Origin of the sequence: Edaphobacter flagellatus (assembly GCF_025264665.1) — a bacterium.
Lineage (GTDB): Bacteria > Acidobacteriota > Terriglobia > Terriglobales > Acidobacteriaceae > Edaphobacter > Edaphobacter flagellatus.
Genome location: NZ_CP073697.1, coordinates 967438 through 987046 on the forward strand (window position 1 = coordinate 967438; position 19609 = coordinate 987046).

Sequence of the window (19609 nt, forward strand, 5' to 3'; positions counted from 1 at the left end):
TCGTTCTTTGGAGGTAGTTCCGTGCGTCTTCGACGTGTACTAACAGCAGCTCTCTCACTCGGTCTTGCAGCCTGCGCCGCACATGCGCAGGATCTCGCAAGCTTCGAAAAGCGAACCCACGTCAAAGTGCTTCCCAACGGGCTGACGCTTATCGTCTGCGAACGCCCCGAAGCCCCGGTCTTCAGCTTCTACACCCTCGTCGATGCAGGCTCTGCCGACGACCCGCTCGGCGACAGCGGCCTCGCTCATATGTTCGAGCACATGGCCTTTAAGGGCTCGCAACAGATCGGAACCACAAACTATCCTGCTGAAAAAATTGCGCTCGCCAAGGTCGAGCAGGCCTACGCCGCCTACGACGACGAGTACCGCAAGCGCGTTGGCCAGGACGCACAAAAACTCGCCTCTCTCAAAAAAGCATTCGAAGACGCACAAGAAGCCGCGCAGAAATACGTCATCCCCAATCAGTTCTCTGAGATCGCCGAGCAGAATGGCGCTGTCGACATCAACGCCTCCACCGGCGAAGACTCAACACAATACTTCTGGTCCATGCCCTCCAACCGGCTGGAGCTCTGGGCCTATCTTGAAAGCCAGCGCATCAGTCACCCCGTGCAGCGCGAGTTCTACAAAGAGCGCGACGTCGTCCAGGAGGAGCGCCGCATGCGCATCGACTCCTCCCCCGTCGGCCGCATGGTCGAGCAGTTCCTCGCCACTGCTTACGTCGCCCATCCCTATGGCCGCTCCGGCGTAGGCTGGGAGAGCGAAATCTCGCAAGTCTCCGCCACCGAAGCCGAAGCCTTCCACAAAAAGTATTACGTCCCCTCGAATATCGTCATCGCAGTCGTCGGCGACCTCAAGGCCTCCGAAACAATGCCCGTCCTTGAGAAATACTTCGCGCCCATACCAGCCGGCCCTAAGCCCATTCCGATGACAACCGTCGAGCCACCTCAGTTCGCCGAAAAGTCCGTCGTCATCCGCGAAGCCACGCAGCCCTTTTACATCGAGGGCTACCACCGCCCCGACTACCGCGACCCCGACGACTCCGTCTACGATGCCATCACCGACATCTTCTCCAACGGCCGCACCGCGCGCCTCTACCGCTCACTCGTTCGCGATCAGCGCATCGCGGCTACGGCTGAAGGCTTCTCCGGCTTCCCCGGCTATAAATTCCCCGGCCTCTTCGCCTTCTACGCCGTTCCGTTGCCCGGCCATACACCCGATGAAATCAGCGCTTCCATCCATAAAGAGCTTGACCGTCTCAAATCCGAAGACGTCACCGACGACGAGCTCACTCGCTTCAAAACACGCGCCCGCGCCGACCTGCTTCGTGGCCTCGCTGACAACGATGGACTTGCCCACCAGCTCGCCGAATACCAGACCCGCTACGGCGACTGGCGCCAGCTCTTCCGCGACCTCGACAAGATCAATGCCGTCAGTAAAGCCGACATTCGCCGCGTCGCCAACAAGATCTTCGTCGAAAGCAACCGCACCAGTGCCCGTATTGAATACGTCGCGCCGCAGAAGCCTTCCAAAGACAGCCAGGGAGGCGCCGAGTGAACCATCTCATGAATCGTTATCAGCTAGCTTTCTCCACTGCACTTATCGCCGCCATCGTGACGCCTTCCATCGCCGCTGCGCAGGCCACCTCAGCAGCACCCGCGAAGCCCGCCGCAACAGCCAGCGCGCCTGCTCAGCCCTGGAAGAAGATTCCGATTCCACCGCTACACGCCTTCAAGCCTGAGCAGCCCAAGCGCGTCGAGCTCGCGAACGGCATGGTCATCTTCCTTCAGGAGGACCACGAGCTTCCCTTCATCAACGGCTCCATTCTCATTCGCGGAGGCAGCCGCGATGAGCCCGCCGACAAAGTTGGACTCGTCTCCATGTACGGCCAGACCTGGCGCACCAGCGGCACCTCGGCTATCAGCGGAGACAAACTCGACGATCAGCTTGAGCTCAAGGCTGCTCGCATCGAAACCTCCGGCGGCCAGGCCAGCACCTCTCTCCGCTGGTCCAGCTTCAAATCCGACTTCGACTCCGTCTTCGCCTCTGCCGTCGATCTCCTTCTCCACCCAGCCTTCAAGGCCGACAAACTCGCTCTCGCGAAGCGCCAGCTGGATGCCGGTATCGCACGACAGAACGACGACGCCAGCGGCATCGCCATCCGCGAAGCCATCAAGCTTGTCTACGGCCCAACCAGCCCTTATGCCCGCAGGCCGCAATACGCAACCATCGCTGCCGTTACGCTCGACGACTTCAAGGCATGGCACGATCGTACCGTTGTTCCCAACGGCATGATCCTCTCCGTCTCCGGCGACTTCAATTCCTCCGAGATGGAGCGCAAGCTGCGCGCAGCCTTCGACCCACTTCCTCGCGGACAGGTCATCGGTGCTGAAAAATTCACGTTCGCCGATCCCACCCCTGGTGTCCGCTTCGCCAATAAGGACGACGTCAACCAGTCCAACGTCCTCATCGTCGGCCTCGGCACCGAACGCTCCAATCCCGACTACTACGCCCTCAGCGTGATGAACCAGATCTTCTCCGGAGGCTTCGGCTCGCGCGTCGTGCAGAACGTCCGCACGAAGCTCGGCCTCGCTTACTCCGTCGACGGCAGCTTCGGCGCGTCCTACGACCATCCCGGCATCTTTTACGTCATCGCTGGCACTAAAAGCTCTTCAACAGTCGCTGCCACCAAGGCGATGCTCGACGAGGTTAACCGCCTCAAGACGGTGCCACCCACCGCGGCAGAGCTTGCCAAGGCCAAAGACCAGCTGCTGAACTCCTTCATCTTCAACTATGACTCGCCCGAGAAAACGCTCGGCGAGCAGGTAACGCTTGCCTTCTACGGCTACCCTTCCGACTTCCTCGAAAAATATAAGAGTGCCATCGAACAGGTCACCGCAGCCGACATCTCCCGCGTAGCCAACAAGTACGTCGACCCATCCAAACTGGGAATCGTCGTCGTCGGCAATCAGCCCGAGATCAAGCCGCCTCTCTCCGAGCTCGGCAAAGTTACCGACCTCGACATCGCCATTCCACCACCACCGGGCAAACCCGGTCAGTAGAACCCACCGCTAAGATAGCGAGTCAGGAAATGATCGCGTTCCTCGAAACCGCATTTCCTGCTCGCTGCATCATCATTGGTTCAACTTTCGCAATCTATCCACAAGCTCCGCTACTCGTAAACTCATACGCTGCAATACATCTCCCGCATTCCCACAAAACACCGCATATTTCCACATAAAAACAGGCTTTTTCCCTCTTGCATTCACGCCGGATAGGCGTAGATTTCAAACCAACGGAGGAGCAATCCTTCAGAAGGAGAGAGTATAAGAAGGGGTCATCAAGAGGATCGGCAACGAGACTCACGCAGCGCTCAGGCAACTGGGATGATGTGGATGGAACCAGACAAGCTCTTGCAGAGGAATGAGGCAGCAGACGCGCACAGGAAGCGCGGGGCAACCCGCAAGGCCTGAGGAAGTCTGAGGGTTCAGGAGACTGCGATTCGGTGATCCGAACCGGATCTTCGAGAATCGGACAAGCCGGGGGCGATCTTCTCGCAAGAGAGATCGCCCCTTCGCTATGTCAACATTCGTTTTGTATCTCTACGCCAACTACTTCCATCGCTCCGGCATCCACGTTATCTGGAACGCCGCGCTGGTATCGCTCTGCGCTCCAGGCTTATAAATCGGAGCCTTCCACCGCTCATACTGCAGCCAGCCGCGCACTTCAAAATCACGTTTGACCCGCTTTACCACCGACACCTGAAAGCTATTCTGCGTCGTGCCACCAGGAATAAAATCCTTCGCAGCCTTCGCGCCACGATACGAAACCTGCACCTGCTCACTCGGCGAAAGATGATAGGTCAGCCAGGCCTGCCCGCCCATCGACTCGCGTCCAATCCAATCGCCCAGGATGTAACCCTTATTCGTATATCCCTGCTTCTGGATATACTCCGCGTAAAGAAATCCTCCGCCATTACTACGACTTGTTGGAGGATCGGTACTAATTCCCTCAACGCGAAAATCCATCTGCTTCAATCCAGGAAAATGCGATAGATAGATCCCCGGACGGACAGCAGCCCGCCGCGGAGCACTGATCGGGCTGACATCGTCATGCGCGAACGAATCCGAATACACCGTCAGCCAATTCCGTACAAACGGCAGCCGATACGAAAAATCAAAGCTTCCAAAGCGCGCCCCCGGATCGTCTCGCGATTCCTTCTCTTCAAGAGTCACATTCTGAAAGCTGAAGAAGCTTTTCAGAAAGCTGTGAATCGTAATCGGGACATGTCCCTCGCCGCCCCAGATCACCGACCGCTCAAAGCCCATCTCAAGATTTTCCGTAGGCTTGAAGCTCACTTTCTCCGCATGAATCCACGGAGCATTCGGTGCCGTATGCCCCTTCAAACTGCCCACAAAAAACTGATATCGGAATGGCCCCGTCACCTTGGAAAGCAGCGGTACGTAGAGCGGCTCAACGCGGTCGATCTGAAACGCATAGATATTCTCCGCATTGTTGCTCCATGCAAAACTGCCTCCCTGCCCTGGTCCAAGCCAATGATCGCTCTTGCCAAACGAAATCTCATGGTTCAGCAGCAGGTAGGAGACATTCGCTTCAACGATCCTGAAATCATTCGCCGACGCAATCGGTCCCATAGGAATCGTCGCTTGGCTGACATTGCTGGAGAAAGGTACCAGATCAATATTCGATAGCTGGTGACTCAAACCAGTCGAATAGCCACTTGTCCCCGGAGCATGCTGATACTCTCCGCGGAAGTAAAGTGAAAACCTCCCGCTCTGCGCCCGCGCACTCAAACCGGTGACATTGTTGAAGCCCTCCGCATAGGGCCGTCCATAATCGTTGACGATCGTCTGCCCAAGATGAAAACTGTCGCGCAGCGGAGTTCCCGCAATGCCCAGCGCACGCGTATACACACTCTCCAACACCGTATGTGGCGTGTGCGGATCATTCATCTGATCCACATCAGGCGCCATCTCACGCTCAAGCGCATGAAATATTCCGCACGCCTCGCTGTCGTCATCCGTATTCGAAATTTTGTCCGCCGTCTCCGTGAGCATGTTCACAATGCTCATCCGCGTCCATGGACGCATCCCCATATACGCCGTATCGATGTATCCAAGCCCCCGCAACCGATCCACCGCCGGATAGATCCAGCTATCCACCGGCACATACGTCGATCCCTGCAACGGAACAAAACGGCTCTGGATAACCAGCATATCTTTGCAACCGACGCTCTGTGCCTGGCATTCAACAAACGCCGAGCCCAGCAAAGCTGCCGCGCAAACAAGTAAAGAAATTCTCATGGGACGCATCAAAAGAAACAGGGACGGCGCTCTCGCACAAGCACCTGCTTCAACCGTAACATCGGCCAAACTTCACCCGAGACTATCTTTAGGGCACACTGGATGACGTTCCCTGCACCACCATCCGCCAAAAACAAGCGCCTGCGTGAGAAGATAACCACACATGGATACTCCGCAACTCGCCATCGCCATCATGGCCGCCGGCAAAGGCACACGCCTCAAGAGCAAGCGCCCCAAGGTTCTGCACGAGATCGGTGGACGCGCTCTTCTCCTCCACGTCATTGCTGCTGCTGAGAAAATTGTCCCCGCCAATCGTATCTACTGCATCATCGGCCACGAAGCCGACAGCGTCCGCGCAGCCGTCGAATCCACCGGCGTTCAGTTCGTCCTTCAACCCGAGCAGCGCGGCACCGGCCACGCCCTGCAGATGGTCAAGGCCTTCTTCGCACTCTCCGGCCAGCCCATCCCAGAGAACCTCCTCGTCCTTTCCGGCGATGTGCCACTCATCCGTCCCGAGACGATCGCCTCCATCGCCGACGTTCACCTCCGCGAACATGCCGCGATGACCATCCTCACCGCCGTTCCCTCCGACCCCACCGGCTACGGCCGCATTCTTCGCGCCAGCCCCGACAAACCCGACGTCACCGCCATCGTCGAACAAAAATCCCTCAAGCCCGACCAGCTCGCAACACCCGAGATCAACTCCGGCATCTACTGTTTCCGCACCGCTGCGCTTTTCGACAAGCTCGACAAGCTCGACACCAACAACGCGCACGGCGAGTTCTACCTCACCGACGTCGCCGGCATGCTCGTCGCCGATGGGCAGCGCGTCGTTGCCGTCAAAGCCGACTCCGTCGATGAAGTCCTCGGCGCTAACACCATCGCCGAGATGATGCACCTCGACGCAGCCATGCGCCTCGCCACCGCACGACGCCTCATGGCCTCCGGCGTCACCATCTTCCGCCCCGACACCTGCGTCATCGACTCCGAGGTCGAAGTCGGCGCCGATACCATCCTCGAGCCCTTCGTCCAGCTCCTCGGCAAAACCCGCATCGGCTCCGACTGCCGCATCCGCTCCTACTCCGTCATTCAGAACTCCTCCATCGGCGACAACGTCACCATCCGCAACGGCTGCATCATGGACTCCTCCACCATCGCCAATGCCGCCATCATCGGCCCCTACTCGCATCTCCGCCCCGACAGCCGCATCGGCGAAGCCGCCCATGTCGGCAACTTCGTCGAAACCAAAAAAGTCACCCTCGGCGCAGGCTCCAAAGCAAATCATCTCAACTACCTTGGCGACGCCGTCATCGGCTCCAACGTCAACGTCGGTGCAGGAGCCATCACCTGCAACTACGACGGCGTCAACAAACACCAGACCACCATCGGCGACAACGTCTTCGTCGGCTCCGACTCCACACTCGTCGCACCCGTCACCATCGAATCCGGCGCCTACATCGCAGCGGGCAGTTCCATCACGGAAGATGTTCCCTCCGGTGCTCTCGCCCTCGGACGCGCACGTCAGGTCACCAAGCCCGGCTGGGTCGCCGCCAAAAAAGCAAAGCAGAATACCGCAAAAAAATAGCCACGCATTTGTCAGTGCATCACAGCCACTCGGCAGAGTTCTCTAAAGCCTCCCCACGCCCGTGTCGATAACTCTCTAAGAATCGAGCGCAACGGCGCCGGAGGGCCACTCAATCGCATGCTGCAGGAACGAATCCTTGTAGTGGACGATGAAGCCGCCATCCGTGGTGTCGTTGCCACGCTGCTCGAAAACAGCGGATACGCTGCGGCCACAGCGCGCAACGCCGACGAAGCTATTGAGATGCTCAGCCAGGACCCCACCTGCTCCGCCGTTCTCTCCGACATCAACATGCCCGGCACCGACGGTCTCGCTCTGCTCGATCGCATTGCTACCGATCACCCCGGACTTCCCGTCGTCATGTTCACCGCCGTCCACGATGTGCACGTCGCAACCGATGCCTTCCGCCGCGGGGCCTTCGATTATCTGTTGAAGCCCTTCGAACACACGCAGCTTGAAAGCGCCGTAGCACGGGCCGTCGAGCACCACCGCAACCTCCGCCAGAACCTGGCCTACCGCCAGCACCTCGAAGAGATCATCTCCGCACGTACCGGCAAGCTTCGCTCCACCATGCAGGACCTCGAACGCAGCTATGACATCACCATCGAGGCCATGGGCGCCGCACTCGACCTTCGCGACGAAGAAACCGAAGGACACTCACGCCGCGTCACCGCCTACACGGTCTCCCTCGCGCGCGCCGTCGGCATCAACGAGCAACAGCTCCGCATCATCGCACGCGGGGCCTTCCTCCACGACATCGGCAAAATCGCCACACCCGATGCCATCCTCCTCAAACCCGGCCGCCTCAACCCGGACGAGATGGCCATCATGCGCCAGCACTGCCAGAGCGGCTACGAGATCGTCCGCAAGATTCCCTTCCTCAGCGAATCCGCCGAAATCGTCTATGCACACCAGGAGTGCTACGACGGCACCGGCTACCCGCGCGGCCTCAAAGGCGACCAGATTCCTCTCGGCGCGCGTATCTTTGCCATCGCCGATGCACTCGACGCCATGACCTCCGACCGCCCCTACCGCAAAGCCTCAAGCATCGCCTCCGCACGCGCCGAAATCGCACGCTGCTCCGGAGCACAGTTCGACCCCTCCATCGTCCGCGTCTTCCTCAACATCCCCGACGAATCCTGGATCAGCCTCCGCGAACGCTCCACACAACCCGGCTTCGCCGCCTTCAGCACGCTGTAACTCTTCGAACGCGCCCCCATACCGTTAGCCAAAAGCACGGGCTACAAAGTCCGCCCTAAGCGTAGTCAATTGGATATCGAAATCCAGCCACCACGAACCGCCTCGTTAATGGACACAGCTTCAGAGCAATGGACACAGCTCCAGAGCCTCCCTTGAGCAAAGTCGAAGAGTCTCTCCGCATTTTCTTTACAGCCCCAGCCCCGCCACTAAAGCGGCTGCCCACTCATGACGCAGCTTCATCGCGACATGAAGGAGCCATTCGCCCAGACCCGCGAACCGCCTCGCCAAAAGCACAGGCTTCAGAGTCCTCCTTAGCGAAGTCGAAGCCTCTCTCCGCATTTCTTCGTAAAACCCGATCGCAACCACCGAAGCGGGTGCCCATCTTCGCTCGCGCAGCGAGCTAAGGTGAGATCGCACAAAAGCCTCCCAGCCACCACAACAAGTGGCCATCCCCGTCGCCACCAAACAGATTTATGTTGTGAACTCCTTTCATGACGCAGCTTCGTCGCAACATGAATGGGCCATTCGCGCGGACGCGCGAACCGCCTCGCTAAAGCACAGGCTTCAGAGTCCTCCTTAAGCGACGTCGAAGGCTCTCCGCATTTTCTTCGCAGCCCCATCCCCACCACTAAAGCGGCTGCCCACCCATGGCGCAGCCTTCATCGAAAAACCCATCCAAGCCACCGAAGGTGGGATCGCAGATACCTCCCGGCCACCACAAACAGGTGCCATCCCCGTCGCCACCAAAGCAGGTACATGTCGCGAGCACCCTTCATGGCGCAGCTTCATTGCGCCATGAAGGGGCCATTCGCGCACACGCGCGAACCGCTTCCAGACCTTTAACCCAGGGCGTCTTCGCGTACGCGCCACGAACCGCCTCTAGGTACGCCAAGCCTTCAGGCTTGGCCCTCTCCATTCAGCCGCCGCGAAGCGGCCCCGCTCTGCCGAAGGCCGGAGTGAAGCCGAAGGCGCAACGACCCAGCCAACTGGAGCGAAAACGCCTGTCAAGCCCCCAAAAATCTTAACGCCCTCATTCCAAAGCAAATAAACCCACAAAAATCTGCCGATTAGTTTCTTCCACTTCGCTACACTTAAATCAGCAAACAAAAAGCCCCGATCCAAAAGGATCGGGGCTAACTCTTTATAAATCAATATTTTGATACATAACCCACATCAAATGAATATTTTAGGCTGTGCAAATCTAATAAATTATTAAAAATAAATAACTTAGCGACCACCCCCGGGGGGGGGGAGGGGTCTCTCCCAACGATCTGATTTGCCGGAGCACCAGGGCCAGTTCTAGGATGCTGAAACCAAGGAGGCACCATGGCGACTCTTTCCTCATCCGAGATCGATATCTTCCTAAAGACGGCTCCAGCCTGGAAGCTCGACTCCGGCAAACTCGTTCGCGACTGGGAGTTCGCTGACTTCGTTCACGCAATGGCCTTCGTCAACCGTGTTGCCGAGCTTGCCGAAGCAGTGGGACATCATCCGGATATCGACATCCGCTATAACAAGGTGCGCCTCGGGCTCATCCCACGACTCGGGAGGAATTACCCAACGCGATACCAAAATGTCTGCCCGGATCGATCAAGAACTTAAATGACCAAAGCTCACTCTCATTGAAATATTCCAATTGAACGAAAAGGACTGAAACCAGCATCTACTGAAAATTGAAATTATGAAAATTGCAGGACTTCCATCTTTCACAGTTCTGCCAACAACTTAGATGTACAACCATAAATGATTGATAATAAATGAATAAATTACAATTTATGCTCTAACGAGGCCTCTGCAATTGCATTTATCCAACGAAAATTCTATGGATGAACATATTTTTTGCTTTTCCTCTTCCAAATTGTGGTATCTTTTCTTTGCGGGACATTGAAATCTGTTCCGGACAGTTTTCAGCTTTTGAGTGAGCGGCGACTCCTCGGCTGACACAAGTTGCGTCACTGGCCTCCCGGCACGGACCCCAAGTTCGTGCCGTCTTTTTTTGCACAATTCCAGTACCTCTGAATTCACAATCGCCCATCCTTAAATTAAGATGGCTACATGAAGCGACTTCTTGGATGCCTCGCATTAGGGCTTGTCACAATTGCTGCCTCCGCGCAGTGGAGCAATCCCGCAGCGGATATTCCCGCCTATAACGCGAAGGCTCCAGCTAAGCCGCTGCCTCCTGTCCTTAGCGGCAATCAGCTAACAGGCGAGTATTTTACGCATCCATATCAGGCAACGGCCTACAAGATGGCCGCGAAGATCCCCAACGTTCTGCATCAGCAGCCGTGCTATTGCCACTGCGATCGCGCAATGGGACACAATAGCCTGCACAGCTGCTTCGAAGGAACGCACGGCGCAGCCTGCTCCACCTGTATGAAGGAAGCGGTTTACGCCTACCAGCAGACGAAGAAGGGCAAAACGCCTGCACAGATTCGCGCCGGCATCATCCGAGGCGACTGGATCGATGTCGATCTGGAGAACGCTACCCTCTAGCCACAAAAGAAATCGCGAATGGAAGGCGTATGCTCAAGCCATGAGCTGGGTCTTCTGGGCGTTTCTCTCTGCCGTCTTTGCGGCCATGACCGCGCTGCTGGCCAAAGTTGGCGTCGCGAACATTGACTCCAATCTGGCGACTGCAATCCGCACAACCGTCATCGTGCTGTTCACCTGGGCCATCGCTATCGGGCTGGAGAAGCATAACGGCTTGGCAGAGATCGGACGAACGAGCTGGATATTTCTGATTCTCTCCGGTATCTGTACCGGACTCTCGTGGCTCTGCTACTTCCGCGCCCTGCAGCTTGGACCAGCATCGAGCGTCGCACCAATCGACAAACTCAGCGTCGTCTTCGTCGTTCTTGGAGCGTGGCTCTTTCTCGGAGAGAAATTGACACTGCTGAAAGTGGGCGGCGTTTCTCTCATCGCAATCGGCGCGGTCATCCTCGCATTGGCATGAAGAAAGCAACCGAACAGCAAGCGGTATAATGGAGATAGTTCTTTGGTAAGGCCCAATGCAATGTTGGTGCCAGCTCCAGATGGGGGCGTCACGGCTTCGACGGGATTGCTTGCGGCAGAGAGGCATGTCGGGGTGTGAACACCCGTAATCGCTCACAAAACTATAAGTGCCAACAACAACCTGGCTCTTGCTGCTTAATTAACTAAGTAGCCGATCGCTCGAGCTTCGCCTACGGGCCCGTACCGATCGTCGCACAGTAGGCTGGCCAAACCTGCTCCGCCTGCGCGGGAATGGCGAGATCGATCAGGCTGGTCGTCGCAGCATCTTCGCCCGTTCTAAGCTGCGATGACGAGACAAAATGAACCGGGAAAAGCATGAAGGCTCTCTGTTGAAAGTTTTTTCGGACGCGGGTTCGACTCCCGCCGCCTCCACCAGACTTAACTTTAGTATTTTGTTTAGCTTACAAATTCATCGCTTTCCTGTGTACGATACGCGTACGATAGCTACATTATGTTGACGCTGTATCGCCGCCATCTCATGCGTTGCTCGAAATGCGATGACCGTTACTGGAAGCGTTGCTCTTGCCCCATGTGGGTGGAGGGTACGGTCAACAACACCTATATCCGGCGCAGCCTTCACACCGCGAGTTGGGAACGGGCACAGGGGCTCGCGCAAGAGATCGAATCCGCAGATGACCCCAAAGCTCCTCCTCCCGTGAAGGAGGCTCCGACGACGCTTCAGCAGGCCGTCGATGAGTACCTAGCGGATGCAAAGGCCCGTGAGCTCGCGGACTCGACACTCGCGAAGCTTGAAACGATCTTCAAAAAGCAGTTCCTGAGTTGGGCTAAGGCTGAGGGCTATACTCTGCTGCGCGAAATCGACCTTCGAGCCATTCAGTCATTCCGTACAACATGGAAAGATGGTGGACTGGCAAAGAAGAAGAAGCAGGAACGGTTGACCGGCTTCTTCTGGTTTTGTATTCGCGCGGGATGGATCACAACAACACCCACCCAGAACCTCAAGCGGATTACCGTCCATCAAAAGCCAACGGATTATTTTCCGCGCGAGGAATACGCGAGAATTGTGGACGCGACCTATCGGCTTGATGATGGAATGGAGCGCGCCTACGACATTGACAAGCGCGGCCAGCGCCTTCGCGCATTGGTGGGACTTCTACGCTGGAGTGGTCTGCGAATCCGGGACGCGGTTACTCTCGAAAGAACAAGGCTCCTGCCGAACGACGATCTGTTTCTCTATCAGGCGAAGACGGGCGTGCCTGTGTATGTTCCACTTCCCCACGATGTTGCCGAGGACCTACGCAATGTACCACCAGGTCCGAAGCCGAACCCTCGCTATTTCTTTTGGAGTGGAAATGGCGACCCGAAATCGGCGGTGGCCGATTGGCAGCGCAGCTTCCGGCGTTTGTTTGAAGTGGCAAATCTGGAGAAGCCGGACGGAACGACAAAGAGATGCTTCCCACACATGTTCCGCGATACGTTCGCCGTGGAGAATTTGCTCGCTGGGATTCCGATCGATCAGGTGTCGATCCTGCTTGGCCACAAGAGCGTGAAGATCACCGAAAAGCACTACGCGCCATTTGTGAAGGCGCGGCAGGATCAGCTCACCGCAAGCGTACGTCAAGCATGGCAAGCTATGGAGCCAGAGAAACCCAAACCAACCAAGCGAACACGTCAGGCCCCCTAACTGGCCCGACGCTGGTGTACTCGAATCAACACGCTCTCGGGAATACGTAGATTTTCGTAGCCACGTTTGCGCGTTGTCTCCGGACTTCCCCACCGCAGAACACCATTTTCTTTGCGGAAAAACTCACGGGCTTTCTTCTCGCTGATGCCCCACAACGCGGCAACCTCGGGGACGGAATAGTGCCGCTCCAACGCAACAGAATAGCCAGGTTCGCTCTGAGAGGGCTTTTTGGGTGATCGATCAGATTCTGCGGCAGTAGAAACGTGTGCACAAAGGGCCCAATGCAGTCAGAAAAACGATGCAGTACGTCCTATCGGCCTTCAATGGGCCTGATGCCCGGTATGTCCACGCATGGGGTATCAATATCGGCTTCAGGTGCATCTGCACCAGTGTTTGCGATGACATGCTCTGCCTCGACTGGAAGGACGGATAAAGCTAGCGAGTTGGGACCGAATACCTTTGTTGGTCCCGGATTGTGCGGCTTGAGATGTTTATCGTCGCTCCAATTGTTCGTCATAACGAGTTCTCCACTCCAAGACGACCACGCCGAGAGCCAGCGATTCTGATCGGGAGCGTGTTCGTCGTCAGCTTGAGCGTGCTTGCTAATGTTCCATATAACGTTGTTGTGTACGGCATAACCCCGGCTGCGCTCATCCAAGTAGATACCATTCGCATGATCAGTACCGCTGAAGTCAATGTAGTTCGCGCACACTTCTGAATCGGGTGATTGAGCCTGCGTATAAATAGCGCCGCCGTCGTAGAGTTCCAACATAAAATTCCGTAATTTGTTATGGGTAATTCGAATTCCATGCTGCGTGGCCTTATCGCCTTCGTAGTTCCAGCCCCACCCTACTGAGAGTCCGGTATACGGTAGGTTTTCAATGGTGTTGTGATCGATCGTCAATCCATCATTAAAGGCACCCATGATGCCGACGTTATCGCGGTATTCGCGAGCGACACGATCAATCGTGTTGCGTTCGATTCGATTGTTCGATGACTTCAGGCGCGCACCGGCAGGATATGCTTCGATATCACCGATAAAGACGGCTCCTCCCGAGAGGTCATAAAACTTGCTGTAAGACACTAAGCTGTCGTGCGTTCCTCCGGCTAATGCGATGCCGCCGGCACCCAGTTCTTGAAACCGATCGTGCGAAAAAGAGATTCTTTCCCCACCCAGCACCGTTACTGCTGTGGCGATGCGTGTCATCCCCTCCCCGTTATCCGGCAGACGTTCACGATTCCCATTGACAAGATAGCCAGCCTGCAGACTGACGTAGCCTTCGTTTGTGTCGGGGGATAACCAGGTGGTATGTGCAAATGTAACCCCCTCAAATTTGAGGTCATGGATAGGAGCTTCGAACGTCCCCGTCATCGTCAGAAGTGACTGGGCAATCGGCATCTCGACATCGGCACGACGCAAATCTTCCCCTGGACGCGGGACGTAGTAGACGACATTGGCATGGGTATCGAGATAGAACTGACCTGGTGTGCCCAGCAATTCATAGGCATTCTCAAACCACTCGATGCCTTTGAAAGAGCGCCCTTTGGGGCTAGCACTGCTCCAACCGTTTTTCGAATCGATCACTGTATTATGCCAGCAGGGTTGAGCCATCGTGATTTCTGTCCCTGCAATGGAATGAATGGGACAGTGGAAGTCGCGCCACCTTGCTGCGAATACTGCCACTAGCTCCTGTGGCCTGCGAAACGTTGCAAGCTGTGGATCGACGCCTTGCATGCCCGTAGCGGTATATACGCATTGAGCGGGACTTTTGCAACCGAGGCCGCGCGCACGCACGGCTCGACTGTCGTTTATAAAAAGCTGTAGCGACTTCGTTCCTGGAGGAACTGGTGCGCTCCAAAGATTCATTTTTCGATCGACAACATGCCATTTTTGAATGCGAATGGCACCATCGAAGACGACGTGCTGTCCTGTCGCATGCCAGATAACACTGTGACCGTTGTTTCCGGAGTCCACCGAAGTCAGCTCAAGAGGACTCGTCAGGCGATATAGTCCGTCGTTGAGCGAAACAACAATATCGGCCTGCATGGATGAAGTGAGCGAACGAACACGGGTTTTGGCTGCTTCCAAAGAGCAGGGTGAGCGCTCCGTACAAAGATCTCCACGGCCATCGGGTGCGACAAAGAGAGTAGACGGTTCTGCTTCCGCTCTGCTGGAATGCCCGGGTATGGTGCAGATAAGTCCCGTTGCGGAAAGATACATCACAGTTATGGATCTGCTCCATCTTCTCAATTTCAAGATATTCCCCTTTGTTTCCTGTCATTCTTTCTAAAAAAATCCCCGGAGAGAATCATGTATCTCCCCGAGGGTTCGGTCAAAGAGTGGAAGCTTTTTAGAAAAGCAATCGCAGCGTTAGCTGCATCTGTCGTGGAGTGTTAGAGGAAAAAGTTGGGTCGACAATGCCACTCGTTAAGTCTGGATTTTTGAGTCCTGGCTCGTTGAGCACATTGAAAAAGTCCGCGTTGATCTGTAGAGCCGCCTTTTCCGTGACCTTGACAGCCTTGAAAATAGAAGCGTCCATGGTCCAATTGAACGGGCCCAGCTGATACCTGTGAAGAAGCGGATTAATGCCAGGATTGTAGGTGGCTGTCACCTTACTTCCATTGTTCAATGTAAAGAAGCTGGTATTTGTCTCGTAGTACTTGTAGTTGGGATCGCTCGTACTTCCACCATTTGCAGGCGTGGGGAAGAATGGAGTGTTATAGGGCGAATAGTCTGACGGTACTCCCTGCACACCATTCGCCACGTTGATCTGGTTTGCTTTGATGTAGCCGTTGTACCAGAGAAATCCGGGTTTACATTTTCCACTGCGGCAGTCAGTTACCTTGTACTTCTTCCCATAGACATGCATGGTTGTGGGTTGATACAAGTTTGTCGTCGGCTGCCACCATTGGCTAGCAAGAGCGCCAATACTGCCGAGCTGCCAGCCACCAACCAGTGCATCCATAAATCGGTTTGAGTTTCCGAGGAATCTCTTTCCCTTACCAAATGGCATGTCCATCAGCCAGTTCCAGCGGATCTGGTGTTGTGGTGCTGCAGTGGTATCACGCATGTAGTTCTGATAGCGATTCGATGCGTTTTCATCACCTGGTACAGCTCCAGGAGCAAAATAGCTCGCGGGTTCATAGATGTTGTCTCTCCAGCCATTCCCTCCCATGCGAAACGCATTGGAGAGCACATAGAAGACCTGGAAGCCATAGCCGTTCTTATGCAGCCTTTGCAGCTCTAGTTGAATGGAGTTGTTATTCGAGATTCCGGTTTTCCGCTGAACCTCAACATAACCATAAGGAAGATTGGGGTACGGTTTCGTCAGCACGGCTGCCCTTGGGCCAGTGGGCAACGGTTGATTCGTCTGCGCGTACCAGGTATAGGTGCTGGGGGAGTCATCATACTCCCAATACTGCTCGAGATTTGTGCCATGAACGCCGATGTAACTGGCACGGAATACGGCGCTCTTCGGGAGCCCCTGCTCTATCGTAAAGTTCCACTGATGGACGAATGTAGAAGGATAGTGGGGGTCCAGAGCAGAGGCTCCAAACGAACCCAGGGTGAAGGCCTTAGGATTGTTCAGATTGACGATATTTGAGCTGTTCTGTCCTGCAACTACAGTCGGAACGGTGCGCAGGAGGTAATTCGGCAAACCATCCTGCGATGTGTCCGTGTAATTTACGGGGAAAGTCGCTGTGTACGGCGGATTGGAGCGCGTTTCAGCATAGAAGTTTCTTGTTGGAGGAGCGTACACATACGTTCCATATCCTCCGCGAAGCACCGTCGGATGATTGCCGGAGATCATCTGGTAGGCTGCGCCAAAACGGGGAGCAATATCGTGATAATTGCCATGCACAAGGCTTTCCGGCAATCCGGCCTGCTGGGCCGTCTCAAAGGAAGCGCCTGTCGCCTGGAGAGCGTTGATGATTGCAGGAGAGGTTTCATTGATCTTATAGAGGTAATCAAGTGACTTGCCGGTAACGATGGCGCCTGTATTAAAGTCGTATCCGCCAAAAAGGCCGTTCTGCTCATGCAGCGCAGGATGGATCTCCCAACGAAGGCCTAAATTGAGCGTCAGCTTCGGAGTGACCTTGAAGTCGTCTTGAAAATAGGTAGCAATTTCCTGATTGCGGAACCGGTACCATTGCTGATTTTTTACGACGGTATAGCTCGCAGCGTAGCCGAGAAACAAATCCGCAGTTGCATGTCCAGTCAAAGGATTTTTGGAATAACTTGTCCCTGATGTGGGATCGTACAGCCCTGTAGCAAGCGAACCGAAACTAACGTTTGTTGCAGCAGGATTCTGGTCTGGGAACACCCAGATTCGCTCATGCCGATAACGACCGCCAAATTGAAGCGTATGACGGCCGCGAACGAGCGTAAGGTTTTCATCCAGATTGGTAATGTGCTGGGAGTTCTTGCGAACGCCTCCTGGGCCAAAACCATAGGGTAAAAAACCTATTCCAGAGACAAATGGAAACCCATTTGCCCCTAGTGGGTTTGGCAGTCCAAGCTGATCGGAATAATCGACGTTGGAGTGCTGTCCTGCTGCGACGATGTCCGACTCGTAATTGTGGGAGAGTACTGTTTCGCTGAAGAACGTTGACGAAAAGATGTGATTGAACGAAAGCGTACCGCTATCCGTGTAGGTTGGGGTAAATTGGAGGTTCGCAGAGCCATCGGTCGCCGGGGGACCATAGCTGTTTGAAAGCCAGGCGAAGGGTGCCGTGTTCGCGTGAGTAAACCGGATATACCCATTATTGGTTTCGTTGAAGTGACGATCCAGGCGAACAGTCAGAGTTCTTTGACTGTCATTGTTGGGAGTAGCGCCGAACCAGTTAGGGCCAATGGAAGGATTGACAGTTGTGTCGGTGGCGTGCGGCATAATCGCAAAAATCTTCTGAGCCAGTGGAGATATCCGACTCATCGGAATCTGGTTGTTGGCGAATTTCTGCCGCGTATATGGCGTTGTGGCTGAAGTGGTCAACGGATCGTAGAGCGTCAGAGGAACGGCGCCGCCGTTTGTAAGAGCACTGAAATCGCCCCCGCGCATGGCATCAGTCGGAACCGAGTAGGACTTGGTTACAGAATTTCTAAGTTCAAGCCCCGCATAAGAAATAAAGAAGAATGACTTGTCGCGACCGTCATAGAGTGCAGGTCCATGGCCGGTTATATAAGGCAGGAAAATTGGCCCTCCTAGACTGACTCCAAACTCATTGCGAATCAGCTTCGGAGCGGGTACTCCTACGGGGTCTTCTCTCCTCCGTGCTACTCCAAAGCTGTTGTTGCGCATCGTTTCAAACAACGAGCCATGAAATATATTCGTGCCCGACTTCGTGGTCAGAATTGCGGTGGCAGGGCGGTTGAACTTAGCAGACGAATTGGAAGTTTCGACTTTAACCTCCTGGATGGAATCGGGATCTGGCAACTTGTAGTTCGCACCACCAAAGTCCTGGTTAGCTAACACTGCACCGTCCTGAAGATATTCAAATGCAGCTGAGTTCATGCCATTGACGCTATTGTTGGGACCCACGCCCGGAGTGGTGATCTGCACGAGATATGCAACGTTGCGCCCGTTCTCTGGAAGCTCTGCGATACGCTGACGGTCCAGTGTGCTTCCGACGGTTTGATTGACCGTATTCACTAGGGGTGTCACGTCCCCGGCAACGGTGATCTGCTCGTTCACGCCACCTACGACCAAAGTGGTGTCTATATTTGCGGTCTGGTTGACGCGCAGGACCAGATGCCCCTCCCATCTGTTAAATCCCTGCGCCTCGACTGTAACCGTGTAGTTTCCAATCGGCAGTGACGGAGCTACGTACAAACCCGCATCGTTGGTGACGAGATGTGTCGCCACTCCGGTTGCCGCATTCAGAACGGTTACGGGTGCATTGGGAACGATGGCACCACTGGCATCATGAACTGTTCCTTGGATCCGCCCTCCGCCTGACTGGCAAAACAATTGGATATCATTGCCAATCAATAGACAGCTAATAAAAAATAAAACCAAACATTTTGTATACCGCATACTGCCTCCCGTAGCTTACAAAATACAAACCTCTGAGAACGATCCTTCGATCAGGCGCGCCCGATTCATGTTGTTATGACGGGGCTCATAAAGTTACAAATGAAAATTAAATTTTGTAAATAAATAGATATTATCGAAAGTTAAAGAAAGTCAAGAAAATAATGAGGAATCAAATCTCATACAATAAGAAATGGCATTAGTAAAATTTGGCGAAAGCTTCAGGAACAGACGCTCAAGGCGACTCAATCTCAACCCTGCGCAATCAAACGAACCTCATTTAAAAGCCATCTAGGTGCTGCTATCGCACAGATGGGACATTTCTTATTGCAGCAGCTGGCAGCTCTTGAATCCGACATTGAAAGATGAACGCCTGGCCGTGGCAAATCAGGCCCAGGCTTGGCGTTTTTCAATCGAAACAATCCGCGATTTTGTTTCGAACAAAGCCATGGATTTCGAGGCTGCTTTCGATTCTGAACCTGCAAAAGCAAAAGAGAGCTAGGCTCGACATATCGATCAGCTCATTCTGACCCCGAGGTCTAGCGGATGCGATTGAAGCCTCGGGGCTTGACTACACCATCCTGCGTCCGGCATGGCTTAGCGACGAGTACGAAGTTGACTACGAAACAACAGAACGCAACGAGCCATTCAAAGGGACAGAGGCGTCGCTGCTCTTGTCGTCGAGTGCATTCGTAAACCAAAGGCTTTTCACACAAAATCTCGGCATCAACAAACCAAATACAAACGGGGATAAACCATCTTTCTACTAATAATCCGAAACGCGCGAGGTAAGTCCTGATATGTCGACGTCTAGTCA

The 19609-nt window shown here is 54.9% G+C and carries 13 protein-coding genes and 1 other RNA gene; 11 read left to right on the forward strand and 3 right to left on the reverse strand.

Translation table 11 applies throughout. The annotated features are described in order from the left end of the window. Positions 1 to 21: 21 nt before the first annotated feature. Both KFE13_RS04005 and KFE13_RS04010 read left to right on the forward strand, forming a co-directional pair. Complete coding sequence (locus KFE13_RS04005; RefSeq protein ID WP_260705889.1) at positions 22 to 1554, forward strand: M16 family metallopeptidase; 1533 nt, start codon at positions 22 to 24, stop codon at positions 1552 to 1554. Further along, positions 1551 to 3059 carry a M16 family metallopeptidase gene (locus KFE13_RS04010; protein WP_260705890.1) on the forward strand — a complete coding sequence of 503 codons (1509 nt, stop codon included), beginning with the start codon at positions 1551 to 1553 and terminating at the stop codon, positions 3057 to 3059. Before KFE13_RS04005 ends, KFE13_RS04010 begins: the two co-directional genes overlap by 4 nt. A 549-nt stretch (positions 3060 to 3608) precedes the next feature. Here KFE13_RS04010 and KFE13_RS04015 read toward each other — a convergent pair. After that, positions 3609 to 5234: a capsule assembly Wzi family protein gene (locus KFE13_RS04015; protein ID WP_260705891.1), complete on the reverse strand. Its 1626-nt coding sequence runs from the start codon at positions 5232 to 5234 to the stop codon at positions 3609 to 3611. A gap of 250 nt (positions 5235 to 5484) precedes the next feature. On the opposite strand from KFE13_RS04015, the gene glmU reads away from it, so the two are divergent. From glmU to KFE13_RS04050, 7 genes are all read left to right on the forward strand, one after another. After that, complete coding sequence (glmU, locus tag KFE13_RS04020) at positions 5485 to 6906, forward strand: bifunctional UDP-N-acetylglucosamine diphosphorylase/glucosamine-1-phosphate N-acetyltransferase GlmU (protein ID WP_260705892.1); 1422 nt, start codon at positions 5485 to 5487, stop codon at positions 6904 to 6906. Between the two features lie 117 nt (positions 6907 to 7023). After that, the gene (locus KFE13_RS04025) at positions 7024 to 8103 is read left to right on the forward strand and encodes an HD domain-containing phosphohydrolase (RefSeq protein WP_260705893.1); all 1080 of its coding nucleotides are present in this window, start codon (positions 7024 to 7026) and stop codon (positions 8101 to 8103) included. Between the two features lie 1326 nt (positions 8104 to 9429). Continuing rightward, positions 9430 to 9705, forward strand: a complete 276-nt coding sequence (locus tag KFE13_RS04030) for a 4a-hydroxytetrahydrobiopterin dehydratase (protein ID WP_260705894.1) — start codon at positions 9430 to 9432, stop codon at positions 9703 to 9705. A 453-nt stretch (positions 9706 to 10158) separates the two neighbouring features. Beyond that, complete coding sequence (locus tag KFE13_RS04035; protein ID WP_260705895.1) at positions 10159 to 10596, forward strand: CYCXC family (seleno)protein; 438 nt, start codon at positions 10159 to 10161, stop codon at positions 10594 to 10596. Positions 10597 to 10636: 40 nt separating this feature from the next. Next, positions 10637 to 11056 carry an EamA family transporter gene (locus KFE13_RS04040; protein ID WP_260705896.1) on the forward strand — a complete coding sequence of 140 codons (420 nt, stop codon included), beginning with the start codon at positions 10637 to 10639 and terminating at the stop codon, positions 11054 to 11056. 81 nt (positions 11057 to 11137) lie between these two features. Then, positions 11138 to 11490: a transfer-messenger RNA gene (gene ssrA, locus KFE13_RS04045) on the forward strand. A 154-nt stretch (positions 11491 to 11644) separates the two neighbouring features. Further along, positions 11645 to 12760, forward strand: a complete 1116-nt coding sequence (locus KFE13_RS04050; RefSeq protein WP_260705897.1) for a tyrosine-type recombinase/integrase — start codon at positions 11645 to 11647, stop codon at positions 12758 to 12760. A gap of 310 nt (positions 12761 to 13070) precedes the next feature. Here the strand turns inward: KFE13_RS04050 and KFE13_RS04055 are convergent, their stop codons facing one another. Then, positions 13071 to 14849, reverse strand: coding sequence for a right-handed parallel beta-helix repeat-containing protein (locus KFE13_RS04055; RefSeq protein WP_260705898.1), 1779 nt, complete (start codon positions 14847 to 14849; stop codon positions 13071 to 13073). A 262-nt stretch (positions 14850 to 15111) separates the two neighbouring features. Further along, a complete protein-coding gene (locus KFE13_RS04060; RefSeq protein ID WP_260705899.1) occupies positions 15112 to 18795 on the reverse strand; it encodes a TonB-dependent receptor in 3684 nt (1227 codons plus the stop codon). 343 nt (positions 18796 to 19138) lie between these two features. Between KFE13_RS04060 and KFE13_RS04065 the strand changes: the two genes are divergently transcribed. Together KFE13_RS04065 and KFE13_RS18660 are read left to right on the forward strand one after the other, a co-directional pair. Continuing rightward, positions 19139 to 19294, forward strand: a complete 156-nt coding sequence (locus tag KFE13_RS04065; protein ID WP_260705900.1) for a hypothetical protein — start codon at positions 19139 to 19141, stop codon at positions 19292 to 19294. Between the two features lie 79 nt (positions 19295 to 19373). Further along, on the forward strand, positions 19374 to 19562 hold the full coding sequence (locus KFE13_RS18660; protein WP_390891613.1) for a Rossmann-fold NAD(P)-binding domain-containing protein: 189 nt from the start codon (positions 19374 to 19376) through the stop codon (positions 19560 to 19562). Positions 19563 to 19609 lie beyond the last annotated feature (47 nt).

Coding starts and splice junctions, on each gene's coding strand:
- KFE13_RS04035 (WP_260705895.1), top strand. CDS start 10,159: ATGAAGCGACTTCTTGGATGCCTCGCATTAGGGCTTGTCACAATTGCT.
- KFE13_RS04030 (WP_260705894.1), top strand. CDS start 9,430: ATGGCGACTCTTTCCTCATCCGAGATCGATATCTTCCTAAAGACGGCT.
- KFE13_RS04050 (WP_260705897.1), top strand. CDS start 11,645: ATGTGGGTGGAGGGTACGGTCAACAACACCTATATCCGGCGCAGCCTT.
- glmU (WP_260705892.1), top strand. CDS start 5,485: ATGGATACTCCGCAACTCGCCATCGCCATCATGGCCGCCGGCAAAGGC.
- KFE13_RS04040 (WP_260705896.1), top strand. CDS start 10,637: ATGAGCTGGGTCTTCTGGGCGTTTCTCTCTGCCGTCTTTGCGGCCATG.
- KFE13_RS04025 (WP_260705893.1), top strand. CDS start 7,024: ATGCTGCAGGAACGAATCCTTGTAGTGGACGATGAAGCCGCCATCCGT.
- KFE13_RS04060 (WP_260705899.1), bottom strand. CDS start 18,795: ATGCGGTATACAAAATGTTTGGTTTTATTTTTTATTAGCTGTCTATTG.
- KFE13_RS04015 (WP_260705891.1), bottom strand. CDS start 5,234: ATGCTGGTTATCCAGAGCCGTTTTGTTCCGTTGCAGGGATCGACGTAT.